Source organism: Oligoflexus sp. (assembly GCF_035638955.1).
Classification (GTDB): domain Bacteria; phylum Bdellovibrionota_B; class Oligoflexia; order Oligoflexales; family Oligoflexaceae; genus Oligoflexus.
In genome coordinates this window covers 1-22,088 of record NZ_DASQYZ010000422.1, presented here as the reverse complement: position 1 = coordinate 22,088, position 22,088 = coordinate 1, and the positions used below count along the sequence as shown (strand labels likewise).

General features: G+C 53.0%; 19 protein-coding genes. 10 read left to right on the top strand and 9 right to left on the bottom strand.

What is annotated here, in order from left to right:
- Positions 1 to 37 precede the first annotated feature (37 nt).
- Positions 38 to 664 (bottom strand): hypothetical protein, encoded by a 627-nt coding sequence (locus tag VE954_RS35530; protein WP_324962050.1) that lies wholly within the window; start codon positions 662 to 664, stop codon positions 38 to 40.
- Between the two features lie 280 nt (positions 665 to 944).
- Between VE954_RS35530 and VE954_RS35525 the strand changes: the two genes are divergently transcribed.
- Positions 945 to 2,756, top strand: a complete 1,812-nt coding sequence (locus tag VE954_RS35525) for an extracellular solute-binding protein (protein ID WP_324962048.1) — start codon at positions 945 to 947, stop codon at positions 2,754 to 2,756.
- A 65-nt stretch (positions 2,757 to 2,821) separates the two neighbouring features.
- Here the strand turns inward: VE954_RS35525 and VE954_RS35520 are convergent, their stop codons facing one another.
- The 5 genes from VE954_RS35520 to VE954_RS35500 form a co-directional block, all read right to left on the bottom strand.
- The gene (locus VE954_RS35520) at positions 2,822 to 3,445 is read right to left on the bottom strand and encodes a hypothetical protein (RefSeq protein ID WP_324962046.1); all 624 of its coding nucleotides are present in this window, start codon (positions 3,443 to 3,445) and stop codon (positions 2,822 to 2,824) included.
- 95 nt (positions 3,446 to 3,540) lie between these two features.
- A complete protein-coding gene (locus VE954_RS35515) occupies positions 3,541 to 4,164 on the bottom strand; it encodes a hypothetical protein (protein ID WP_324962044.1) in 624 nt (207 codons plus the stop codon).
- Between the two features lie 350 nt (positions 4,165 to 4,514).
- Positions 4,515 to 6,893, bottom strand: a complete 2,379-nt coding sequence (locus tag VE954_RS35510; RefSeq protein ID WP_324962042.1) for a TonB-dependent receptor — start codon at positions 6,891 to 6,893, stop codon at positions 4,515 to 4,517.
- Positions 6,894 to 7,109: 216 nt separating this feature from the next.
- Positions 7,110 to 8,600, bottom strand: coding sequence for an aldehyde dehydrogenase family protein (locus VE954_RS35505; RefSeq protein ID WP_324962040.1), 1,491 nt, complete (start codon positions 8,598 to 8,600; stop codon positions 7,110 to 7,112).
- Positions 8,555 to 9,241 (bottom strand): glutathione S-transferase family protein, encoded by a 687-nt coding sequence (locus VE954_RS35500; RefSeq protein WP_324962038.1) that lies wholly within the window; start codon positions 9,239 to 9,241, stop codon positions 8,555 to 8,557. The genes VE954_RS35505 and VE954_RS35500 overlap by 46 nt, the downstream gene beginning before the upstream one ends.
- Before the next feature lie 305 nt (positions 9,242 to 9,546).
- Here VE954_RS35500 and VE954_RS35495 point away from each other — a divergent pair, with 305 nt between their 5' ends.
- The 4 genes from VE954_RS35495 to VE954_RS35480 are packed head-to-tail and all read left to right on the top strand — an operon-like array spanning position 9,547 to position 15,354.
- Complete coding sequence (locus VE954_RS35495) at positions 9,547 to 12,651, top strand: hypothetical protein (RefSeq protein ID WP_324962036.1); 3,105 nt, start codon at positions 9,547 to 9,549, stop codon at positions 12,649 to 12,651.
- On the top strand, positions 12,639 to 13,406 hold the full coding sequence (locus VE954_RS35490) for a hypothetical protein (RefSeq protein ID WP_324962034.1): 768 nt from the start codon (positions 12,639 to 12,641) through the stop codon (positions 13,404 to 13,406). The genes VE954_RS35495 and VE954_RS35490 overlap by 13 nt, the downstream gene beginning before the upstream one ends.
- Positions 13,407 to 13,449: 43 nt before the next feature.
- Positions 13,450 to 13,977: a cytochrome c nitrite reductase small subunit gene (gene nrfH, locus VE954_RS44570; protein WP_414699061.1), complete on the top strand. Its 528-nt coding sequence runs from the start codon at positions 13,450 to 13,452 to the stop codon at positions 13,975 to 13,977.
- A 3-nt stretch (positions 13,978 to 13,980) separates the two neighbouring features.
- Positions 13,981 to 15,354, top strand: a complete 1,374-nt coding sequence (locus VE954_RS35480; RefSeq protein ID WP_324962030.1) for an ammonia-forming cytochrome c nitrite reductase subunit c552 — start codon at positions 13,981 to 13,983, stop codon at positions 15,352 to 15,354.
- Here the strand turns inward: VE954_RS35480 and trxA are convergent.
- Complete coding sequence (gene trxA, locus VE954_RS35475; RefSeq protein ID WP_324962028.1) at positions 15,351 to 15,686, bottom strand: thioredoxin; 336 nt, start codon at positions 15,684 to 15,686, stop codon at positions 15,351 to 15,353. The genes VE954_RS35480 and trxA overlap by 4 nt on opposite strands.
- A 149-nt stretch (positions 15,687 to 15,835) precedes the next feature.
- On the opposite strand from trxA, the gene VE954_RS35470 reads away from it, so the two are divergent.
- Positions 15,836 to 17,152 (top strand): hypothetical protein, encoded by a 1,317-nt coding sequence (locus tag VE954_RS35470; protein WP_324962026.1) that lies wholly within the window; start codon positions 15,836 to 15,838, stop codon positions 17,150 to 17,152.
- On the opposite strand, the gene VE954_RS35465 is transcribed toward VE954_RS35470, so the two are convergent.
- A complete protein-coding gene (locus VE954_RS35465) occupies positions 17,149 to 17,565 on the bottom strand; it encodes an MAPEG family protein (protein ID WP_324962024.1) in 417 nt (138 codons plus the stop codon). The two genes, VE954_RS35470 and VE954_RS35465, sit on opposite strands and share 4 nt — an antisense overlap.
- 58 nt (positions 17,566 to 17,623) lie before the next feature.
- Entirely contained in the window at positions 17,624 to 18,310 is a 687-nt protein-coding gene (locus tag VE954_RS35460; RefSeq protein ID WP_324962022.1) for a hypothetical protein, read from the bottom strand.
- Positions 18,311 to 18,594: 284 nt separating this feature from the next.
- Between VE954_RS35460 and VE954_RS35455 the strand changes: the two genes are divergently transcribed.
- The 4 genes from VE954_RS35455 to VE954_RS35440 form a co-directional block, all read left to right on the top strand.
- The gene (locus tag VE954_RS35455; RefSeq protein ID WP_324962020.1) at positions 18,595 to 19,638 is read left to right on the top strand and encodes a hypothetical protein; all 1,044 of its coding nucleotides are present in this window, start codon (positions 18,595 to 18,597) and stop codon (positions 19,636 to 19,638) included.
- 13 nt (positions 19,639 to 19,651) lie between these two features.
- Positions 19,652 to 21,034 (top strand): hypothetical protein, encoded by a 1,383-nt coding sequence (locus VE954_RS35450; protein ID WP_324962018.1) that lies wholly within the window; start codon positions 19,652 to 19,654, stop codon positions 21,032 to 21,034.
- Positions 21,035 to 21,185: 151 nt separating this feature from the next.
- Positions 21,186 to 21,539, top strand: a complete 354-nt coding sequence (locus tag VE954_RS35445; RefSeq protein WP_324962016.1) for a hypothetical protein — start codon at positions 21,186 to 21,188, stop codon at positions 21,537 to 21,539.
- A gap of 99 nt (positions 21,540 to 21,638) precedes the next feature.
- Positions 21,639 to 22,088, top strand: a 450-nt coding sequence (locus tag VE954_RS35440; protein WP_324962014.1) for an alpha/beta fold hydrolase, incomplete at its 3' end; no start/stop codon positions are given.

The following is a 22,088-nucleotide window of genomic DNA, read 5'->3' as shown; positions in this document are numbered from 1 at the left end:
TTTTTTCCGATCGATCGTTACATTATGCCATGCAAGATCAAAACTGCAAACCAAGATCCTTCTTCAACTTGTCACATTCAGCCTGGGAGTTTCCGACATAAGATTTGCCGTTGATATTGAATGCACACGCAACGTTCGTAGCGGGTGTTGAGCCTTGAGAAGGCGCCGGAGGAGACGCTGGGGTCGTGGGCGCAGTCCCACCAAGACCCAGATCTTTCTTCAGTTTGTCACATTCAGCCTGGGAGTTTCCAACATAGGATTTGCCGTTGATATTGAACGCGCAATTCACCTGGGTTTGACCCGAGGCAGGTGGCGTTTGCGGAGCCGCAGGCGCCGGAACAGAAGGCGTACCGGCTGCTTTTTCGAAATCCTTTTTCAAACGGTCACATTCTTCCTTGGACTTGCCCTCCACAGTTTTGCCATTGATGCTATACGAACAGGCGAAAACGGACTGGCCGTCGGCACCATCGACTTGAACATAACTCGACTGCATATCGGTGGGAACCTCAGTACGGACAGGATCCTGAGCACCGCTGGCATCAGCGGGCGTGACACGTGACTGACTCGGGACTGCGCCGCGTTCTGATTCCGCAGGACTGGTTCCACAGGCATTCAGCAAAACAACAAGAGCAACCAAGGGTAAGGCGTTTTTCCAGGAGAACATGGATGACCTCATAACGAAATGTGTGAATAACAACAAACGCCTTATTACAATCCCCGCGCCACATCAGATTCCTAATGATTTCAAAGGCTCCGCGTGCCCCGCATCTGGCAATCCTTGGCCAGCTCCAGGCGCATGAATCCTCGCGCATTCGTTAAAATAGGGATATTATGAGGGAAAAACCTGCATCAGAAATCGCTTGGGCGTCGCGGGTTAGCTGGCATTCCCGGATCCACGGTAATCCGCGAATATGATTGAACTCTTGACGCAAGGGGTCGTGTTTATGAACTATCGGACGCTTTGGATTCTCGGCTTCATCCTCCTGCCTATGACCCTGAGAGCCGCGCCGCCTCCCGATCGACTCCCCTGGCAAACGCAAACTTCCATCCAAGCTCTCGGCAGTCCGCAAGCCAAAGTCGGTGGCCGCGTGGTCACGGTCCTTGCGAGTTTTCCCCTGACGCTGCGGCAGGTGGGTCCGGATTCCTCGTCGCCGTTTCGCCGATTGATGGATGAAAATGATCTTTCCCTGCTTGTCACGCATCCCAATGACGATCGCTGGTTGCCACTCCTCGCCACGCACTGGGCTCTGGCCGCCGATGGCCGCACGGTCTATTATCGTTTGAATCCTCAGGCACGCTGGTCCGATGGCCAGCCCGTGAAAGCTTCTGATTATGTTTTCACCCTGGAATTCATGCGTTCCCCGCACATCCAATCACCCTGGGCACGTGATTTCTATACCAAAACCATCGACGCCGTGGAGACGTTTCAGGAGAAAGATGGCACTGAAGTCATTGCCGTCCGCCTGGTCAAACCCGATTCGGATCGATTGGCCACGACCAATCTCAAACCCATGCCTCGGCATTTTTATGGCGTTTTGTCAGCGGATTTTATCCACACATGGAACTGGAAAGTTCCACCCAATCCGGGCCCCTATCAAATCACTGACATTGAAAAAGGCCAAAGAATCGTCTTCACGCGTCATAAAAATTGGTGGGCCCGGGAACTGCCTTTGTTTAAAAATCGTTTTAATGTCGATGAAGTCGTCTTTAAAGCCTTGGCTGATATCCAAGTGGCCTTTGCTTATTTGAAGGCGGGTGACATCGATATCATGACAATTACCAGTCCCGATCTCTGGCATGCTGGTGAACGCGACCAGCCCTTTTTAAAAGGCTATCTTCATCGCCTACAGGCCTATAATGAGACCCCCAGAAATGATTATGTCCTGATCATGAACCAGGCCCGTGAACCATTTCTGGATATCCGTGTGCGAAAGGCCCTGGCGCATGCCTTGAATGTGGAACGGGTGATCCGGGATCTTCTTCAGGGTGATTTCCAGCGTTTGCAGGGCATCTCACAGGGCTATGGTCCTTATACCAACCGCCGCATTCAAGCCCGTTCCCATGATTTGAAAAAAGCCGATGAACTTTTGAATCAGGCCGGCTGGCAGACACGTAATGCCGAGGGCATTCGTATAAAAGCTGGCCGTACGTTGACCGCGACGATCATCTACAGTCAATCGAACCTCACACCCCGCTTCCTGCTCCTTCAGGAGGACGCGCGCAAGGCCGGGTTTGATCTTAAGTTGCAGCAAATGGATCAAACGCTGGCCTTCAAGCGTTTCCGGGACAAGCAACATGATGTTGCGTTTTGGGCCTGGACCACGCCCTATCGCCCGGAATATCGATCACGGTTCCATTCAGAATTCGCAGGCAAAGGTCCCAACTCCAATTTTTCCAACACCGCATCCCCTGAATTGGACCGATCGATTGAGGCTTATGATCAAGCCGAAGCTGAACCGGAAAAAATCGCTCACGCGCATAGGGTCCAGCAGCTGGTCTTCGATGACGCAAGTTATATCCCACTCTTTGAGGTTCCATTCTTTCGATTGGCTTATGGCAGCTGGATTCAATTCCCCGAGCCCAGCGGAACCCGAATCAGCGATGGGTTGTCATTTTTCGATCCCACCATCGGGGGATTTTTCTGGATGGACATCGATCAGCAGAAGAGTGTGCGGGAGGCAAAAAAGAGAGGATTGACTCTGAAGCCTGAGACGCGGGTGGATGAACATTTCCGCAGTCGCGGACCAACACCGTAAAAAAGCACGACCCTGGCCCAATGGACCAGGGTCTGCATCAACAGTTCTTTGTCAGAACAGTCAGATTATTGCTTGTGGAATGGGATCTTCTCGTCGATCGCGTTAGGACGATCATTGGTTTCGTTGAGCAGGAGCGCGAAGTTGTTGCCGAAGTACAGAGTACCTTCACGGTCGTCAACAACTTCCTGAACCACGTCACCTTTTTTGATGGTGAAACCGCGGCAATCAGCGCCGGATACATCACGTTCCTGACCAACGGCCCAGTCCGAAATTCCGCAGAATTTGGTGGTGTTCAGGGTATTCTTCAACAGATCGGTGTTCACTTTGATGTAAACTTCGCTGACCGAGAAGTTCAGCATGTCGAGCTGTGGGTTTTCAGGCAGATCGCCTTTTTCCTGCACAGTGCCTTCGACGCGCAGTTGAAGAGCGCTCGTCTGGCAAGCGTCACTGAAGTATTCTTCGCTGCGGGCGAAGCCACCGTCAGCCTGCATATCAACCGTACGGATGGTGTGGCTCAGGTCGAGAACGGTGTTGGCGATACAGTCGGTTTTATAGAGACCGATGTAGTTGGTCGGAATTTCTTCGATAGCGTTGTCGTCGTTATCATCGTTGTCGCCACAAGCAGGAAGAACAAGAAGGGACAGGGCAATAAGAGATGCTGCTTTAACAGATGCTGGTGTACGGATCATGTCTTTTTCCTCATATAAATTAAAGTAACTTAGTGTGTCATCCTGCAATCAAAGGCCCGAAGGCGACTGCGGGACTAATAAACCAAATTGGATGCTTATTTTGCGGCAGCCTTACGACCAGGATGGCTACGCTTCACAATCACAACGGCTTTGGAAACGCCGCCTTTGGATTCCAGCTGTTGGGCGAGACGGTTGGCCGTCGCATCGTCAGCGGGCTTGCCTTTCATGGCTTCCTTGATCTCAGCATTCTGAGTTTCAAAAACTTTGCCAATCCAGGTTGCGTCTTTGGCCATATTATAGGTATCAACATTTTTGTTGCCCATTTTTTCCAGCACGTCTTCAACGGCAGCGGCGCGCTTTTCAGCCAAATCAACTTGCGCGTCACTCAATTTGCCACCATTTGGCATTTTGTCGTCACCCCAGGCTGCTACGATGACTTTATCCACGGTGTCATCAGACAGAACAGCTTTGAAGACTGCACGCAGCGTGCTGGCTTCCGACTTGGAAAGTTTCGAGCTGTTTTTAGCAAAGGTGATGGTTGTAATATCTTTGTCGATCAAATCGTAGGTTTCGGTTTTGAGACCTTCAACGGCTTGCTCAACCTTGGTTTGGGCATTCTCAACGGCTCGCTCAACCTTGCCTTCTTGAGCGAGAAGCGCAGGATTGATTAGGCCGAGGCCCAAGCCAGAAGCCAAAATCATGTTTAAGGCTGTTTTCATTCTCTCTTCCTCCAGATATTTGATCTGACTCGCTACCTCTGCGAATCTGCGGAGGGATACAAGCAGAATACGTGCCAACATCCGAACTCACGACTTCCGGTCAAAAAGTACCGATCGAGGCGACCTCAACGGTTTTTTGATCAAATTTCTTTTGGAGAATGTTTCGTTTCAGCAACAGCAGACCCAAACGGGTGTAGGGCGCGCTGTATGAAAATTCCAGCACTGATAAAGGGTGACCTAAAACGGCCTGTGTTCTTTAGGAAACAGCATGCGATTGCAGTGAAAAATCCCAGGAACCGGGCACAGAACCCGGTCTTTCTATACAGAGAAGTTAGACTTATGCATGGCCATCAAAACTCGTGGCCGAGCTTCACCCCATAGGTTCGCGGCGGATTATAAAACGAAGTCCAGGTGCTGGAGTCGGCGATCCAGCTGGCATCTGTCTTCACGGCTTCATTGCTTGCATTCAACACAAACGCTTCCGCGAACCAGACATTTTTTGCAACCTGATAGCGAAGACTCGCATCCACCGTGGTGTAAGCCTTCTGGGTTCTCGCATCGGAAAACGATCCAGGCTTTTCTGCATCCGCCGGCGCATCATTGAATGCATTCAGATACGACTCTGTCTGGTAATGCAACTGAACTCTAGGCATCACGGTGGCACCACCTTCCAAGGGTACATCATGCTCATAAGCTGTCGTCAAGGACAGCCGCGGCGCATGAGGTAGGTAATTGCCGTCCAGGTTCACTGCATTCTCGGGGAGCGAGCAATCCAGCAAGGCTGAATCGCAAGTCAGGAAATCATCGTACTTCGCTTCCAAAATGGAGGCCTGACCCGTCCACCGATCCGTCCGGGAAATCCGCCAGCTCACTTCCGATTCAAATCCGGCAATCGTGGATGCGGCGGCGTTGCTTGTCACCAGCTGCTGCTGCCCATTGGGTTGATATTCAATCGAAGAGACCTGCATATCCTTATACTTCATGAGGAACAGAGCCAGATTTAATGCCAGACGCCGATTCAGGAACTCCGACTTCACACCCCATTCATAGTTGGTGAGAAATTCCGGCTTGTGCCGCCGCCCGCCATCGCTCAAGCCACCGGATTTAAAACCTGTGGAAAGTGTCAGATAGGTCATGAGGTCCGCAGCAGGGTTAAATTCCGCTCGCGCCAGATAAGTATCGGCCGAATCCTTGGTTTCCGCATCGTTGGCTCCACCGCCCGGCCATGTACCAGGTGCATAGGCGCTGCCACAGGTTGCCTCGTTCACAGAGCCGCCGGGACCGATCACATGACCGCCATTCCCCAGCGTGGCCCCAAAGTCTGGGCATACCCAATTCCGGCCGCCTACGTCCTGTTTCTTTTCGGTCGTCGCACGAGCCCCGAGGGTCACACGAAAATTATCGGTCAGGCTCAGTGTCCCCTGACCGAAAGCGGCTTGTGATTCCAGGGTGCGCTTGGGCTGAATGAAGGACATGGCCCAGGCCGTATCGGTCGGCTGCGTCGGATACGGTGGAATGGGCGCATTATCATCCGCCACCTGCACGCGAGTGACATCAATATCAAAACGAATGGCGTTATCTTCGCGGATGCTGAAGAGACCCGCCAGCCATTGGAAGGCGCCGCTGTCCATCGATTTCACCTGGATTTCATGGGAATCGCTATCGAACTGCGAGGATTCCGTCCGATGCTCCTGTTTAAAGCCAGGCAAAGTTCCAGCATCATAATCGCTGGCATTCTTTCGCTTGAGACGTGACCAACTGCCTATGTAACTCAATTCAATGGCGTCGATAGGTCGATAATCGACGCGGCCGCGATAGGTGATGGTGCTCTGATCCAGGACGCCTGGGGTATCGACGAGTGCGGAATAACGGTCCTGACCGGCCCGGGGTTTTTGCATCAAAGCAATGGTGCCGGTGCCGGTGTCACGATAGGTTTCGACAGCCAGGGTCGTTGTCACGGCATCCACGGGTTCCCAAAGGAGAGTGGCCCGTGTCCCTGTTTGATCACCAGCCATGTATTTTGGAGTTCCAGGAAGGACGGAGGAACGGGGCTGGAAATCCACATAACCATCATGCTGATCGGTAATCGCGGCCACGCGGATGGCTGCCGTTTCACCCAGCGGCACGTTGAAGGCTCCTTGAATGCCCAGGCGATTGTAATTTCCGAATACCATACTGGTCGAACCGCTGCTATCAAAAAGCCGGGGTTTTTGCGTCACGAGGTTAATGGAACCGGCTGTGGCGTTACGCCCAAACAGAGTCCCCTGCGGACCCCGCGCGACCTCAACATGAGAGAGATCATACATGAGGGCTGTCGCACCCTGGGGACGCGGCGAGTAGATTCCATCCACATGAAAGGCCACGGCCGGGTCACCCAATTCCGTGTGATTGGTCGATCCCACTCCACGCAGGAACACATGCACGCCGCCGGAGTCACCATGCTGCTCCACGCTCAGGTTGGGAACCATCGTTTGCAGACTGCTCAGATCTTTGACCTGCGCGCGATCCAGATCCCTTTGCGTCACGGCTGTCACAGCTAGCGGCGTATCCTGCACCAGGGTGGAACGTTTCGTCGCCGTCACGGACACACGCTCATTGCTTTCCGGATCCGGTGTTTTTTCCTTGGCATCTGGAGCTTTTTCCTCGGTTTTCACCGGCTCCTGCGCCTGAGCTGAGGGCAAAGCTATCGCAAGACCGGGGAGGACTCCCAGTAAAAATACCGTTCGCATGTTTTTTTCTCCTGTTATCCCGTATCAGCAGGGCTGTCGAAGAGATATTCCGAATGCAAAGCCTTGGCAACCAGAATGTTCGAACTTAGTTAAGAATCTTACCAAAGATATCCGGCGACGAAAGTCAGGGTCCGGCATTGAGGGCGGCTTTAGATTTTTTCATAGGAAAAAGTGCTGAAGAGGGTCAGGGGGCCTGCAGGGCAGGCCCGGCAGGTTTTACTTCAAAAGGCAAACGGATTTGGTTTCAAGATAAAGGTTCACGGCTTCTTCGCCCATCTCCCTCCCCCAACCTGACTGCTTATATCCACCGAACGGCAGAGCGGCATCGAAGATGTTATAGCAGTTAATCCACGTCGTCCCGGCTCGTAAGCGGGAACTGACCTGATGGGCTTTTTTCAAATCGCGCGTCCAGATCCCGGCGGCTAGTCCGTACTCAGAATCGTTGGCTATCCGCAAGAGGTCCTCGGCATCATGGAAGCGCATCGCCACCACCACCGGTCCAAAAATTTCCTCGCGAACCACCTGCATATCAGGTGTGGTTTCGGTCATAATCGTCGGCTGGACAAAGTAACCCGATTGAGCCAGGCGCTCGCCGCCGGCGACAATTTTGGCCCCTGCTTTTCTTCCGCTCTCGATATAAGAACAGACCCGATCGAGCTGCTCACGCGAAACCAAAGGACCCATCTGCGTTTTGGGATCGATGCCATCACCGAGCTGAATCGATTTGGCAATTTTTGTGATACCGTCGATAACCTTGTCGTAGACCTTGTCGTGAATATAGAGACGCGAGCCAGCAGCGCAGCACTGTCCGTGATTAAAGAAAATAGCGTTGGCTGCACCCGGAATGGCCAGATCAAGATCCGCATCATCAAAAATAATGTTCGGTGATTTGCCTCCCAATTCGAGCGTAACTTTCTTCAAATTGCCCGCGGCTGCAGCCACAATCAATCGTCCCACTTCTGTGGATCCCGTAAAAGCCACCTTATCGACATCGGGATGCTGGGCCAGGCGCGCCCCGGCATCGCCATAACCCGTCACGATATTGACCACTCCAGCCGGTATTCCGGCTTCCATGATGAGCTGACCCAGACGCAGGGCCGACAGCGGGGTTTGCTCGGCTGGCTTGAGCACCACAGTGCAGCCTGCAGCCAATGCAGGTGCCAATTTCCATGCCGCCATCAGCAGGGGAAAGTTCCAAGGAATGATTTGTCCGACGACACCGACCGGTTCCTTGGTGGTATAGGCGAAATACTCGGAGCCTGGGGTATAGGGAACCGAAATGGGAAAGGTCTTGCCGCTGATTTTAGTGGTCCAGCCGGCCATGTAGCGGAAGATATCGGCCGCCAAGGGCACGTCTGCGGCGCGCGATACCGTCATGGGTTTGCCGTTATCCAACGATTCCAATTGCGCCAGCTCATCCGCATTCCGATCGATCAGCTCGGCGAGTTTCCAAAGGAGACGACCGCGTTCGCTCGCCGAAATTTTCGACCAGGGCCCTTCAAACGCTTCCCGAGCGGCCTGAACCGCACGATCGATATCAGCGGCGCCACCATGGGCGACCTGCGTGATGGTGTCACCGTTGGCTGGATTTTCCACGTCAAAGGTTTTACCTCCAGCGGCGGGTTGCCATTGACCGTTGATCAAGAGCTGGTGAGACTGACTTAAAAAGCTCCGAACGGTGGAGTGGACTGTTCCGATTGATCCCATACGTCTTCCTTTCCATTGTCATACAGCGAGAGACTTGCGTCCTCGCGATTGATGCCCTCAAGGGACATGCGTTCATAGAGTTGATTCCAGCAAGGCAGAAGGCTCATCTGCTCGTCCATCCATCGAGTCAGGTGCACGTGTTGCTTGATGGGCAGTTTATCGTAAGGGTGAAAATAGAGGGGCGCTGCCACCACCAGATCCGCGATCGTCAGATGGTGACCGCAAAGCCAAAGACTTTGCGCAAGTCTTGCATCCAGGGTATGAGCCAGTCGATGAAAGTTTTTTTCCTGATCCTCAAGAACACGATGATCGATGGATTTGCCGAGCAGGGGCTTGACAGAACCTTCCACCATAAGCACATAGCAGCTGGGAAACCATGAGGACGATTCCCAGAGCATCCAGCGATGAATTTCAGCACGCGTTCCACGATCGGTTGGATAGTAGTACCTATTCCTGGTTTTATCGGCAGCGTATTGAAGAATGGCATTGGGCTCCCAAAGCACAAGTTCTTCATCCACGAAAACCGGAAGGACTGTTGTCAACGAATCGACCACAACCAGATCATAGTCAACTTCCAGCAGTTCAAAACCCGCCAGCACTTTACGGCAATGAACCGTAATAGGATCCACGTAGAGCTTCATAGCCATCCTTTACGTGTAAGGTCTCTGGTGATGTATCGAGGAGAACTCTCGTTTATTAGAGACAATTTCAAGAAGGCGCAATGAAACTTCATGATCCTTACGTAAATCCAATTTTAGTAAGAAATTACCGGCGACGATTGCCAAAGATTGATGGCTCGATGTCAACGTATTGTTTTAACTGGTAAATATAATTAACCATTTGTGATTATTGCCCTTGACGGTTATTGCGCATTTGAGTAAATTCCAAGGGCGTCAAATAGGCGCTAGCAATATCCAAGTTCTCCAAATCGGGCGGAATCATGGGCTTGAGCGGATCCAAACCATTCATATGCTTCCTTCTTGCACTCACAACGTTGAGTTGCCAACGCTTTGCGCATCGCTTTGCCAGCGTTCAAACCGTGTGTGGTGTGCCACGTGCCGCCGATACTCACTATCTTGAGTTTTATTCGAGTCAGGGACAGCGGCTGAACAAGGGCGATATCATCGTGGATCGCGAACTTGAAATCACCGAGAAGGGCTGCCTGGTGTGGGCCGACTCATCCCCCATCCCAACCCTGGTCATTCGTCATCGCTTATTGTCAGAAGGTCTCACCCTTCGCACACAGGATTTGAGCGGCGACGGAGCCTTGGTTCCTTTCAGCCTCCAAGCATGGCGCTACAATCCACCCAAAATCAGCTGTCAGAATGCTCTGACCAGCAACGGCGATCTTCTGAATCTTTTTGAGGCCCCTGCAGGTCTACTGGCCTCAGCCTATTGGCCCGATCTTGAGAGTCACCCAACATTAAAGGTCCAAACCGAAGGCACAGTCGCCCAGCTCTCCATTCAGGACTGGGCCGATGGTCACTATAAAATTGCTGGAAGCATGACCGAGCGCTATTCGCCTGAGCAACGCCGTTATCCCTTTGCCTGCGAATTGACCCTGGATCGGCGTCCCCCCCAATTTTTGTTCACGCGGACGCTGCGCGCCGCTTCGGAATGGGTCGCGGCTCCGGGTCAGGTTTTACAGTTTCCGCTGGATGGTGATGATGCGGAGACACAGATTTCAGTTTGCGTGCAAAATGGGGACGAGCCCTGCCGTTTTCAAGCTCTGGCCGATGGCCGCTGGGTAGCTCCGGAGCGCGGTGTGTTTCAATTGCAGGTCAAGGCGAGGGATCGCGCTGGCAACGAAAGTGATGCGGTTCCCTTATCCATCCGCGTCTATGATGCCACCAAAATAGCTGGCATTCGTTCTGAACTGGAATTGATTCATCGCCTGCTCGCCGAGCAGAATGGAACGGCCGCGCGTGAGCATATGCGCGACACCTTGAAGGCCTATGCGGAACTCGGCACGAAGGAAGAGACCGAGTCTGTCCGTAAGGCTTTGGATGAAGCTCTTTTTGCTGTTCATTTAAGTCCGGACCAGGTGCGCTTCCCTAAAACCGAGGGCACCTTTATCAACTGGCTGACCTCTGGCGGGGATAATCTTCTCCTGTTCCAATCGGCTGGATTTTTGGTTCTACGCAATGAAACGGGCCAGGAACGGATGCGTTGGCCTTTGACAAGTGCGGCCAGGATCAGCAGTCGCGTCTGTATTGAAGGTGATGAACGCCAGCTCCTTCTGAAACTTGGCAAGGAAACCGTTCGTGTGACGGGGGAACGTTTGGAGCCGGTCAGCAGCACCCTTGATATCAGTGAGCTGGTGGTCACAGGCTCGTGCCGCTATCGAAAATATCGTAAGCCAGATCAGAACGCGTGGACCCTGCTTGACCTCCTTGAGACATCCCAAACCTATTCGGTGACGGATGAAAATGTTTGGGTTCTGACGCCTGCGGGGCGCGCACCCCTGCTTCTGACCTTGAATGCCGGCGTGTATGCCACCCAAAACCTGGATAACAGTGATCGACGCGAGCAGTCCAACCTGAACCTGCTGGCCGTTGACAAAATTTTGCCAGATGGCCGTTTGATCATGACCAGGAAAGACGACACACGCCCCACAGTGGAGGCGCTGGTTTTCCATTATGCAGACGGCGTCTTTGTCCTGGAAACAACCGGTCCTTTGGTCAATTCGAACGATAGCGCCAATAACCGGACAGGAGGATTCAAGACCCTCTACCGGACTCAGATGGATGCGCAGCCGTCGTGGTATGTGCACGATGCCATGCAACCCAACATGTTTCGCAAGGTTGATCTGCCAACCGCCGTGGATCCCGAAATGGTTCAGATCGGACGGGATATTTGGGTGAGTGATGCCAGCCTCGTGCCAGGCCTTCTCGATCTTAATGTTTATAACAGCCAAGGCACTCTGCTTTCGACTCTGCGTTTTGGCAACGGTCAGCTCAGTCGTCCGTCCCTCGCCGGTGTGATGGGCAATCGTTTGCTGATCAATGCCGATGAAGAACTGGTGGCGTTCGATGCCTGGCCCCATACCAAACTACGTGACGTCCGCAGCCATTCGCGCCTCGGTATGCAATGGGGTGACGCCAGCTATCGTTTCGGGAGGGGTCCGATTCAAACCTATGAAGTCAGTTTGCAGGTGGAAACCCTGACCACCCCTCGGCAATCGCAGACTTTTCATGAACTATCGGGTCCAACCAAGGCTTTGAATCGACTGGTGGAAAAACCTCTCGTCACATGGACTCACGATGCCTGGCTGCGCGGACCAGAAACGATCGCAGCTTTTATCAGAAATCAAAAAAGTATCGTGATCTTTGCGGCTGACGGTTCCATGCAGGAGCTTGCAGTCCCTGAAGCAGGCGAGCTGCTGCGTCTTGATATCAGCCGCGATGGCAAGCATCTCCTCATCCTGAACCGTTTGGGCCAGGTCTTTAAGAAAGCATGGATGGAGGCGAACGCCCCGGCCGAGCTTCTCCTGGCCAATGTTTGGATTGGTTGTACCGAAGCCTTGAGCCAGAAAGCCCTGGATTATGCCCCGGAGAGCGATACATATTTTACGGTCGCTTGTCAGAAGATATTCGTCAAAGGACAGCCCCTGACATGGCCTGCGAATCCCGTGGGGACGCTGGCAGGCCTGCAAAGTCATGCGAATGGTCGATCGCTTTTGGTCTGGACCACGGAAGCGGCTTATGTCCTGGCCGAAGTCAACGGTTCGTGGAACGTTCAGCAGGCGCTGCATCCTGGTCTGAAAAATGACCCTTTGGTTCTGGTTCGTTGGAATCAGCAGCAAACCCAGGCTTTGCTTGCCAGCAAAAATGGACGTTTATTTTTAGCTCGATTGGCTGACGGTCAAGTGCTGGAAATTCGATTGCCGAAAGGTCGGCCTTTTAATCTCGATGATATGCGTTTTCAAGAAAGCTCACATCGTATCTCGCTTCTGGCGCCTGAGGGTGTCCTGGAATTCCCGGATTCCGTGGAAGCTATTATAAAGGACCTATGTTCCTCTCACGAAAGGACTCTCTCATGCGTGGACTGAAATGTTTGCTGATGGCCGCCCTGGTTCTAAGCGCCTCAACTGAGGCGGCGACGACGCTGTCACCCACGGCATCGCCGCTTGTGAAGATAGAAACACTGAGGATTGATCCTGCACTCCTGCGCCTCGGTTTCACCTCCTGCTCCAATCACAACGTGGAGGCCTTCGACGTTAAGGCAGTGGACTTGGACGAGACAATCTTTGAAATCAAGGTCAAGTTCAAGAATTTTATTTTGAAGGAATCGGGCAGCGACGTAGTTTCATTGGCCTGTTCGCTTTATTCGAAATTACCGACGAGTTCCGGTGGAGCCACGCAAGTCATGAAGATTGTGAGCAGCCGTTTTAATATTCAGACGCATACACCCAAGACTGTGAAAGGCCATGCTAACTTCGGCGTCGGCGTTGTGGACGTCGGGGGACTGGCCTTTTCGGGCGAATACCATCTCGCGCCAGGAGTCGCCGCAGGTATGGAAGGTACGACCCGGATGGCTTCGGCTCACTCCACAGCCCTTCGGCGGACAACACCGACACCGGATTTACGGAAAATCACTCACACAGGTTTCGGCAGTGCATCAAGCTTGGCCACCGACGGACCTCGCCCAGTCGATGTGGATTTTAGCAGAACCATAAACATGGTGAATGAAGACCAGTACATCGTCCAACAGATCTATTTTTCCATTCAAGGCAACCAGGGCGATAAGCTGGCCTGGGTTCAGCTCCATGATTTGGTCCTCGTCCTGGAATCTGCAGTGATGTAATCCAAGGCTTCGGTTCGCGATCTGATCCTGGATCTAAAACACTATGGCAAGCCCCTTGCTAAGGGGAGCTTGCCATTGTCGTTTTCACCAGGAGTTGCGGTCGTCGATGAACAAACATCGCCTCAGTTATGTTCTGCTGTTTATTGTGCTGGGCTCTTCCACCGGAGCTTTCCTGGGCCTAGGCATCTTCACTTTTCATTATGCGAAGGGTTCGTCATATTTCACGAATGACCCACAAGCTTGCGTCAATTGCCACATCATGCAGGACAACTTCGATTCCTGGCAGATGTCCAGCCATCGCCTGACATCCACTTGCAACGGCTGCCACACACCAAGCGATTTTATTGGCAAGTACAAAACCAAAGCCATCCACGGTATCCGGCATTCCTGGGGTTTCACCACCGGCTACTTCGAAGAACCCTTGCGCATCAAACAGGACAGCCTGGATGTCGTCGAAGCCAATTGCCGACAATGCCACGGCGCAATCTTCCATGCCACCGACCCCCTGGCCAGTCCATCCAGCTCAAGGACTTGCACATCCTGTCACCGCGATGTTGGACATATGAGGTAACCCATGTTTCAAAAATTCCGCAATTTGAGTCGCACCCGTATTCTGCTGCTCAGCGTTTTCTTCTCCTCGCTGCTGGCCCTGGGAGTTTCGGCGCTTCTCGTCAACATCATGGAAAAAAGGAACGAAGCCAGGCACACGTATTTGACCATTGCGCCGATTGACGATGATGAGGAAAATCCTGCGGAGTGGGGCAAAAACTTTCCCCTGCAGTACGAAGGCTATCGAAAGACGGTGGACCAGGTCCGCACGCGATTCGGCGGCAGTGAAGCTATAGCGAGGACTCCAAGCCAGGTCGATCCTCGGTCAGTTGTCGCGCAATCCAAACTGGAAGAGGATCCGCGCCTCAAGGACCTCTGGGCCGGCTATGCTTTTTCCCGAGATTTTCGTGAAGAACGCGGTCATGCTCATATGCTGATCGATCAAATTTATACCGAAAGGCAGCAGGCCGTCCAGCAGCCCGGGACCTGCATACACTGCCATGCCTCGACCTATGTCCCCATGAAAAAACTTGGAGAAGGTGATCTGCAAAAGGGTTTTGAGATCATCAATAAAATGCCTTATCAGGAAGCCCGCACGCATGTCCAGCATCCGGTGACCTGCATCGACTGTCATGAACCTAAGACTCTGAGCTTACGCGTCACGCGTCCTGCATTCATGGAAGGCATCCGGGCTTTCAAGGCCACGCTTGGGGAACCCAATTACGATGTGAATGCCAAGGCCTCGCGGCAGGAGATGCGGAGTTATGTCTGCGCGCAATGTCATGTGGAATACTATTTCAAAGGCCCAGAAAAACGTCTGACCTATCCTTGGGCGAAGGGTATCAAGGCCGATCAGATCCTGGCCTACTATGATGAATTGGGGCACAAGGATTGGGAGCGTAAGCTTTCGGGTGCCCCCGTTCTCAAAGCGCAGCATCCTGAATTCGAGCTCTGGAGCCAGGGAGTCCATGCCAGGTCAGGCGTGGCCTGCGCGGATTGCCACATGCCTTACACCCGGAGCGGCGCTATGAAGATCTCCGATCATCATATCCAAAGCCCCTTGCTCAATATCAATCGGGCCTGCCTCACCTGCCACAAGTCGACGGAAAAGGACATGCAGGAACGGGTGGCCATCATTCAAAACAATCACTTTGAAATGCGGAATCTGGCCATGGATGCTGTGCTGGCGCTTATCAAGGATATCGAACGCGTGAAGGAGTCAGCCTCGCCGGAACGCCTGATGAAAGCCCGTGATTATCAAAGAAAGGCGCAGTTTTTACTCGATTTCGCTGAGGCGGAAAACTCATCCGGTTTCCACGCGCCTCAGGAAGCGGCTCGGATTATGCTGAAAGCCGTGGATTACAGTCGGCAGGGTCAGAACAGTCTGCACGACCATTAAGGTGCGTTCAGCGCCTCTTCCAACAGGTCGACCAGCTTTTTCGGATCCGGGGCGCCGGTCATTTCTTGTACGATGGCGCCTTGACGAAACAGCATCAGAGTCGGAATGGAACGCACCCCGAGCTGACTCGAATAACGAGGGTTGGCATCGACGTTCAATTTCACAACCGAAATTTCGCCCTGAAATTCCTGAGCCACGCGTTCAATAAACGGCGCGATGGCTTTGCAGGGACCGCACCATGGCGCCCAAAAATCCACCAACACCAGGCCATTCGCATTCAAGACCTGATCTTCAAACTCGGCATCTGTAATGTCTCGGGCAAACGTTGCCATGGAGATCTCCTCTGATCAATTCCTAAACAGCTGACATATGTACACCAGTTTCCACGTACCAGGAAATATTTTCCGCAAACTATTACTGTCGTTTTGACTGTGCTCTACTGGAGTGGATAAACATGATTTTTATTCAACCCGGAGATCACATGCTTACAAAACGCACAGCCTTGGCCGTGAACGCGGTCGTGTTCACAGCCGCGTTGGGACTCACAGCCTGCGGGACTCAAGGCCCGGCGACCAGCGACCTGAAAATTGATTCGGCTCATTCGATCGGCGTCGACGGTGTCATCACCAACGGCATCATTCACACCAGATCCACCAGTGATAGCGCCATCGAACGACAGATTCAAGCCCAGCTCCAGTACATGACGGGACAACTCAATGGCATCAATGGAGGCGCTGACCTAAACCGTCTGCAGCTGACCATCAATGAAAAGATACCCGAGGCGGACGGCAATTTTGAAGTGCATTATGCAGCCAAGGTCCTGATCGCCTGGCGCCGTGACCTGGCCTTGCCAGAAAGCTATGAACTGGTTCTGCCCGCCCGCGGGGAAGGTCGGAGCCTGTCCAGCTTTTTTAACGCCTTTCAGGACGACTGCATTACGCCCAGCGCTCATGATATGTCGACTGGCAACTTCTGGTACTACTACCGGCCGCAACCCGAGAGCTGCCTCGCTCGCATGAACGATCCTGTGAATGCTGACCTGATCGCTCGCTTCCCCATCACCTTGAATCCAAGTGTTGAAAATACATCAGGGAAATCCCCTGAATATGCGAAGATCTGGGAAGACAACCGCGCTGTGATCACCGCTGTTTTTGGTAAATATGAAGATGGAGCCACCGCCAATAACGATGCTGGTGTCGCCGCTTACAACGAGATGTACGCCATGCTGCGAAGCCGTTTCGGTGAGCCGGCTGTTCAGGATGTCGCGGTCCCAGTCGACACGAAGCCGGGCGTCGCCTACCCTGCCATTCACATGATTTTTAACACGCCTCAGGGCACGCTGGATGTTGATATCCTGCTCATCGATGGCATTCTATCGACTAACGAAGCCTTCAAAACACGCTACAACGAACGCACGAAAATTTCCGATCTGGTGTCGTATAACGGTCACTCAGGATTGGGCGCGAACATTCGAGCCCTGGCCCGCATGGGATCCTTTCAGCCTGACCAGTATCAGCTTTTCTTCGTGAACGGCTGCGATACCTTTGCCTATGTGGACAACGCGCTGCGTGACGCTCATGCTGCGGTGAACCCGGGTCATGGGCCTTCGAAATTTTTCGATATCATCACCAACGCCATGCCCAGCTATTTCCGCTCGAACGCCGATAATAATGTGGCTTTGATGCAGGCCTTTTTGAGCCGCAGCAAAACCTACCGTCAAATTCTCACGAGCTTTGACCGCACCCAGCGGGCTGTCGTGACCGGCGAGGAAGATAATGCCTGGCCTCAGGCTTTTTAAGGAAACAGAGCCAGAACGTTGCGCGCCGCGATGATCATCAGAAGGATCGATGACAGAGTGAAGACCAGAAAACGCACGGGAACAAAGTTAGCCGTGCACTGGATCAGCGAATGGATCACACGCGCCGCAACGTAGGCCCAAGCCAGCCCCATATTCAATCCATCGGCCACACCCACCAGATGACTGTAAAAAGCCAAGGCAAAGAACACGGTCGGCTGCTCGTGCAGATGATTGTAGTTGTCGGCAATCTGTTGAACGGGCACGGGCAGGACATCGAGCTCGTGCTTGCGCTTCATCTTGCTGGCATTGATTCTGGCCTTTTTCATGGCGGGCAGTCGCGTGGCATACATCCACGCCCAAATTACAAATGTCCAAACGCATAAGGCCAGCACCGGCACCAGGATGTTGTTCATCAATCAAAACCTTTGTTGGAAGAGTTGAACCCATGGAGTCGGGCTCATCCTAGCAAAATTAAAAGGTAAGGCCGATAAAAAGATCAATGCTGATCAGCATCACACGATAGGATACGTCTGATTGAGTGTACGCCTCTTCCGGAGCCAAATCGTCATTGGATGTGGTGATCTGCGTGCTTTCCTTGTTGAAGCTTTGCTGCACCAGACTGAGGCCCACCCCACTTCGATAGCGGTTGCTTGCGCTGAATTGACCATCAATCTTATCGTGACTCAGCTGCAGGCGAGCCCCCACCGCGGCAGGACCAGTGTACTGCTCCCAACTCGAATATTTGTAGTTGCTGCCGTTCAGGCGAACCTGATGGGTGGACAGCACTGAGATTTTGGCATCACCATAGTATTCGCCCATCACCTGCAGACAGAAGGTGGGTGTTAGCATCAGGGACAGCCCTGCATGGGCTCCATAAAGATTATAGGTGGCCCGTTTTTTCACGGCGTCTTCCGTGAAATTCAATTTCAACTGTCTGATTTGTGCGCCAAGGACCACGGGCCATGGCTTGCGACTGAAGGTCGGAACGTAGCTGACCTGAAGCGCATAGTTATAGCCTTTGCTCGCGAGCGGGGCCCCTGATTTGGTCACCGTGCCCGCTGTCGCCCCTGCCCCGCCCATCAAGGTCAAACCCGCCCAGGCATCCTGTGATCCCAGGATGAGCAGCAGTATTCCGATGCAGCACGTTCGAATGGGCAAAAGTGGTCTCCTGGTCACTCCTTCCCTATCGGTGGATTGGCAGGAATATTTCCGGTTCTTACCAAGAGGAACAAAGTCGCTTTTTCTGCCGCCAGGGAAGTATCGATTCATGCTGGAAAAACCACCTTACCGGCCCGTAAGAAGCAGTATCCATCCAAGGCAGGCCGCCGGAACTGCAAAATTATTCCGATGCATTCAGAGCTTTTCCATTTATGCCGATCGCATCCTCATAGAGAGGCTTCCTGTTGTGCATACATTCGACCCTACGGTAAGAAGGAACAGGCATGCTGAAATTTAAAACCATCGTTCAAGGCCTACTCGCTATCGGGCTTCTCAGCTCGTGCGGCGAAGAGCAGCCGGTTCAATATACCGACGAAGATACGGAAAGCGAAACCAGCGGCACCACGCAGCAGAAGCGGCGAACCTTTGCTTATGAAGTGGAACTCACCAACGGTGATACGGGTTTAACGTTGGCGGCCGATGCCACCGCGTTTTCCATCAGCCTGACCGACTGCGTGTCGACCCATACGGCGACTGTGACTGAAACCAAAGCCTATTTGGAACTTTATGAATTTGACCGCAACTGTCTCGCCAAACTCACGACTTTCACCCTGAACGGTAGCATTTATACACCCAAGGCAGGAGCCTTATTTGATACATGGCAAGGAGGGGATATCGCGACATTTGAAGTCGTGTCAGCCAACCCCGTGAACGAACTGACTGTCACTGTGGTCAACACGATTGCCAGTCCGGTGGTCGCTGCTGGCACGATCCGCTATCAGTTTTCTGAGATTACCAAAGGCGCAACGGAAACCCTGGGCGAAGCTGTGGTTCGCGAATCGGCTTCCCTCAGTGTCAACGGCCAGGCATCGCCCAATTTTTCGATCAAGCAGGTTCAACTCGTCAATATCAGCGCCACCGGTAACGGTGAGTTCCGCATTCAATTGGAATGCAATAACACCATCACGGGCACCGGCGCCAACATCAAGTGCGATGATGTCCTCTTGAGCTCCATTTACATGACTCTGGCGGTCGATACCTATGTTGGCGAGCCCACGGAAGCCGAATTGCAGGGCATCTTCACAACCGCGCTAGGTGGCAAGCAAATTGATATGGCGACGGAAGCGTTTGTTGCGGGTGGTGGCACACCGGCTTTGGCCAAAGGTGGTTTTATCACAGCCAACAAGGATGATGCGGATGTCATGGTGCTGCCTAACACCAAACCCATCGTTTCTTACCCCAATATGATCTTTGTGCTGAAAGCAGGTCCGTCTTATACCTACTTTTATATCGATGTGACCTTGATTACGCAGAGCAACGGAACGTGATGGAATCAGTGTGGTGTTCTTAGCCCAAACTTTGGCCCTGATCATGCTCCTCACTGCCTGCGGCGGAGGAGCCAACAGTGGACTTATCAAATACTACCTGGAACGCGACGCGACGGCGACCACAGTCAATCGCCTGAAGCTTGAAGTTTTAGGTGATTTCAAGCCTCAATTCAGCATCAACGGCACCGGCTTCACCGCTGAAGTTCCATTCGATAGCATCATCGAAGTCCGCGACTCGACCCTTCTGACAGCTGATGCATTCGGTGAAGTCTTCATCAACATCACTCTCTATCAGGAAAACGGCAAACCGTATCTGCAGGATAGGCTCTCCTGGAAATCGAGTCCGGAAGTACCCTCCACACCGGAACCTTATTTTTCCGAGGACGCCAGCGCGGATGCCTGGGTTTACCTCGTCCTGCCTGCCACGCGCGGGCGGAATGTGAAAGAGGTCTGGGTGGAAGGCGATCTGGACGCGTCCGTGTCGGCCGGCCAATACTATGACATTCCAGGCGATGATCAGGTTTTGATTCAGCTGAGTGATGGTGATGGCACCAAACAGTTGCGCGTCAAATATCGGAATATTTTCGGCACTGAAGGTGCCTTGATGACGACCGGGATTGTACGGAAAAGCACGCCGCCCAAGGGCTGCACGGCCACCCTGGTGTCCTCTGCCACAGCCACCGGCTACGTTCGCGCGCGTATAGAGGCGCTTAACGACGGTCCTCTTTATTTTCGCATTGATGGCGATGTCGAGACACTCAAAGAGTACCGATCCTTCACCGACACCACCGACGAACTCATTGTCCTGTCGCCTGGCGAGGGCAGCAAGAACCTCAAGGTTAAAATCCGTGATGCGGCTGGGAATGCTTGTGAGGATATTCCCTTAACCGTTATTTATGATCGCAGTTATGTGCCCGGCTCTGTCGCCTTTCAGGATCAGGCTCTTTGGACGGATGATCCAAACGTTGTCATTCTGCCTCAATTCGATTATTTGCCGGGTGACAATGTCAGCATGTATATAAGTGGTAATATTATCCCCAGCGCGGACACCTTCCAGTGGATCCCCTACCGTGAGTCGGTACGTGTGACCTTAACCCCTACCAATGGGACAAGGCATGTGATTGTGCAATATCGCAAAGACGAAACGCTCATGGCTGAAGTCACAGCACCCATTTTTTTGCAGCCTTATGTACAGATCAGCGGGTCGGGTGCCGTCGTCAGCGTAATTCCTAGCCACATCATAGGCGCCGAATCCTTGACCTTGACCGGCTGCGTGGAAACTTATGTGCAGGTTCCCTACGACACGAGTTACACCTGTACCAAAGCCGGCGGGACTGCAACCATTCGGTACTACCTCAATGATGGCACTACCGTGGCACGTTCAGCCGCTTTCTAAAGCCTATACAGAAACTTCACCCTCCGTCGAAACAACAGCTTGTTGTAAGCCATGATGAGCCTCGATTGCCAGCTCTTGACAGGCTGGTACGGACTGTGCAAATTGCAGGGGGTCTTCAGAGGTTCTTATAATTTTTCGAAAGGGTGATACTATGAAACGTTCCATGACCATCTCTACTGCGTTGCTGCTGTCGGTAGCTGCGTTTTCCTGTACCAAGAAAAACACGGGTATGGAAAATAACGGCAACCGTACTGAGCCACAAACTCAGACGGCTCCCGACACAACAACCCCAGGTGCCACCACCACTTCGCCAACCACTCCTGGCACCGCCACTGACTCGACCACTGGCACGTCCTTGAGCAACCCAGCTCCGACCACAAACTGTCCAGATCCAAGCACCCCAGGATATGACGCCACCAAGGTCGATCCATCGTGCCCTCAGCCAGGAACTGGTACAACTGTGCCTGCGACTCCATCCGACACAACCCGTCCTACACCTCCGTAATGATCGGTTGATATCGAAAGGCCGCCCTGCTGTCATGCAGGGTGGCACTTGCGCTGCTTTGTAGTACATTGGCTGTTCCCGTACGCAGGAGGACAGATCATGACGGAACGCAGCATCCCAACCCGCGCGGCTCATCTCGCCACCGAAAGCTTCGGCCAACCCAACGACCCAACTTTGCTCCTGATCATGGGCGCCTGTGCTTCCATGCTGTGGTGGCCACGAGAATTTTGTGAACAATTAGCTCGTGCGGGTTATTACGTGATCCGCTTTGATAACCGCGATACGGGTCGCTCCACGTGTTACGAACCTGGGACCATTCATTATTCCCTGGATGACATGATGGGCGATGCTTTAGCCGTTTTGGATGGCTATGAGAAAAAATCCGCGGTTGTGGTTGGGGCGTCTTTGGGTGGGATGATAGCGCAACTTTTGGCCTTGAAGCATCCTGATCGTGTTCAGGCACTTGTTCTTATGATCTCGGGGCCTGTGGCTACGGAGCCAGGGGTGACCTTGCCGCCTATTGACCAGAAGGTGCTGGATCACCATGCG

What these genes read in the sequence shown, in the direction of transcription:
- VE954_RS35530 (WP_324962050.1), bottom strand. Translation starts at nt 664, where the DNA reads ATGTTCTCCTGGAAAAACGCCTTACCCTTGGTTGCTCTTGTTGTTTTG.
- VE954_RS35480 (WP_324962030.1), top strand. Translation starts at nt 13,981, where the DNA reads ATGTTTCAAAAATTCCGCAATTTGAGTCGCACCCGTATTCTGCTGCTC.
- VE954_RS35455 (WP_324962020.1), top strand. Translation starts at nt 18,595, where the DNA reads ATGCTGAAATTTAAAACCATCGTTCAAGGCCTACTCGCTATCGGGCTT.
- VE954_RS35465 (WP_324962024.1), bottom strand. Translation starts at nt 17,565, where the DNA reads ATGAACAACATCCTGGTGCCGGTGCTGGCCTTATGCGTTTGGACATTT.
- VE954_RS35515 (WP_324962044.1), bottom strand. Translation starts at nt 4,164, where the DNA reads ATGAAAACAGCCTTAAACATGATTTTGGCTTCTGGCTTGGGCCTCGGC.
- VE954_RS35525 (WP_324962048.1), top strand. Translation starts at nt 945, where the DNA reads ATGAACTATCGGACGCTTTGGATTCTCGGCTTCATCCTCCTGCCTATG.
- trxA (WP_324962028.1), bottom strand. Translation starts at nt 15,686, where the DNA reads ATGGCAACGTTTGCCCGAGACATTACAGATGCCGAGTTTGAAGATCAG.
- VE954_RS35510 (WP_324962042.1), bottom strand. Translation starts at nt 6,893, where the DNA reads ATGCGAACGGTATTTTTACTGGGAGTCCTCCCCGGTCTTGCGATAGCT.
- VE954_RS35505 (WP_324962040.1), bottom strand. Translation starts at nt 8,600, where the DNA reads ATGGGATCAATCGGAACAGTCCACTCCACCGTTCGGAGCTTTTTAAGT.
- VE954_RS35500 (WP_324962038.1), bottom strand. Translation starts at nt 9,241, where the DNA reads ATGAAGCTCTACGTGGATCCTATTACGGTTCATTGCCGTAAAGTGCTG.
- nrfH (WP_414699061.1), top strand. Translation starts at nt 13,450, where the DNA reads ATGGCAAGCCCCTTGCTAAGGGGAGCTTGCCATTGTCGTTTTCACCAG.
- VE954_RS35470 (WP_324962026.1), top strand. Translation starts at nt 15,836, where the DNA reads ATGCTTACAAAACGCACAGCCTTGGCCGTGAACGCGGTCGTGTTCACA.
- VE954_RS35520 (WP_324962046.1), bottom strand. Translation starts at nt 3,445, where the DNA reads ATGATCCGTACACCAGCATCTGTTAAAGCAGCATCTCTTATTGCCCTG.
- VE954_RS35445 (WP_324962016.1), top strand. Translation starts at nt 21,186, where the DNA reads ATGAAACGTTCCATGACCATCTCTACTGCGTTGCTGCTGTCGGTAGCT.
- VE954_RS35490 (WP_324962034.1), top strand. Translation starts at nt 12,639, where the DNA reads ATGCGTGGACTGAAATGTTTGCTGATGGCCGCCCTGGTTCTAAGCGCC.